2 protein-coding genes are annotated in these 1,556 nt (G+C 65.7%); one reads left to right on the top strand and one right to left on the bottom strand.

The genetic code is table 11. The annotated features are described in order from the left end of the window. A partial coding sequence (locus tag RMN86_RS02200; RefSeq protein WP_309604189.1) for an alpha/beta hydrolase occupies positions 1-803 on the bottom strand: 803 nt, incomplete at its 3' end. A gap of 71 nt (positions 804-874) precedes the next feature. Here RMN86_RS02200 and nth point away from each other — a divergent pair. Next, positions 875-1,552 (top strand): endonuclease III, encoded by a 678-nt coding sequence (gene nth / locus RMN86_RS02195; RefSeq protein ID WP_309604188.1) that lies wholly within the window; start codon positions 875-877, stop codon positions 1,550-1,552. Positions 1,553-1,556 lie beyond the last annotated feature (4 nt).

The following is a 1,556-nucleotide window of genomic DNA, read 5'->3' as shown; positions in this document are numbered from 1 at the left end:
CTTTGCGCGGCGGCGAACGTGAGGAAAGCCTGGGCGCACTGCGCGGCATGCGAGAACGCAATGCCGTGCCGCGCGTTGGGAAGAATATAGACCTGGCTGGCGCGCAACAGCTTGTGCAGCGCCGCGACCTGTTCCACGCCGACGTAGGGGCTGCCATCGCCCGAAATCAACAGCACCGGCGTTTCCAGCCGCGGCAACTGCGGCGTCAGGTCGATCCCGGAGATGAGCTGCGCGATCCTGCGCAGCAGGATCGGATCGGTCCGTTCCTGCACCTGCCGGAACCAGTCCAGCGCGGCGGGCGACAGGTCACCCTCACCAAAACGGCCGGCCAACATCTGGTCGTTCCATTGCCGCATGCCTTGCGGGCTGGCGGCAAGCTCGGGCCAGCCCGCCACCGGCTTGACCGACGCGCCGCGGTGGGGGGTGGACAGCAAGGTCAGGCTCTGCACTCGCGCCGATTGCTGCAGCGCTGTGTTCAATGCAATCGTGCCGCCGAACGATTCGGCGATCAGATGAAATTTCCGCGTCCGGGTGGCGTCCGCCACTGCGATCAAATCGCTGGAGAAGGAATCGAGCGACCAGTCGAACTCAGGCGACGGCAGCGTCGAATCCCCAAACCCGCGCATGCTGAAGCGCACCAGCCGGAAAGAGGCGCTGAGCAGCGGCAGCCACGCGGACCAGATGCCCATGTCGGCGCCGATTCCATGGTGAAAGACAACGGTGGGAGGATCGACCTGCCAGGGCGGAGTGAGGTCGATCACTTCGTATTCAAGCTGGCCGCCGCCAATGGGAAGCTGATTCATTGCCCGCATTTTGAGGCTAGATCCGCCGCGCGACAAACGCGCCTCATCCTTGGCGCCCTACACTGCCCGGCGTGAAACAAGAAAACGTCTCGCCCTTCTTCGCCACGTTGAAGGCAGCCAACCCGTTGCCGATGACGGAGCTGGAATTCACGACCGTGTTCGAGCTGCTGGCGGCTGTGCTGCTGTCGGCGCAGGCCACCGATGTCGGCGTCAACAAGGCAACGCGCAAGCTGTTTCCGATCGCGGGCACGCCCAAGGCGATGTTGGAGCTCGGCGTCGAGCGCCTGGAAGGCCACATCAAGACCATCGGCCTGTACCGCATGAAGGCCAAACACCTGATCGAAACCTGCCGCATCCTGGTGGAGCAGCACGGCGGCGTCGTGCCGCGCACCCGGGCCGACCTCGAATCTCTTCCCGGCGTCGGCCGCAAGACCGCCAACGTGGTGCTGAACGTGGCCTTCGGCGAGGAAACGCTGGCGGTGGACACGCATATCTTCCGCGTCGGCAACCGCACCGGCCTGGCGCCGGGCGCGGACCCCTACGAAGTGGAGATGCGGCTGATGAAGCGCGTGCCCAGGCAATACCTTGCCGACGCCCACCACTGGCTGGTCCTGCACGGCCGCTATGTCTGCGTGGCCCGCACGCCGCGCTGCTGGGAATGCGCGGTGATCCGGTACTGCGACTACCGGCCCAAGACGCCGCCGCCGGGGGCGCGCGGGATTGCCGCTACAGTGGGCGACCGAACCTAAGCAA

Origin of the sequence: Phenylobacterium sp. (genome assembly GCF_031360265.1) — a bacterium.
Classification (GTDB): domain Bacteria; phylum Pseudomonadota; class Alphaproteobacteria; order Caulobacterales; family Caulobacteraceae; genus Phenylobacterium.
This window is presented reverse-complemented; position numbering and strand designations above follow the sequence as displayed.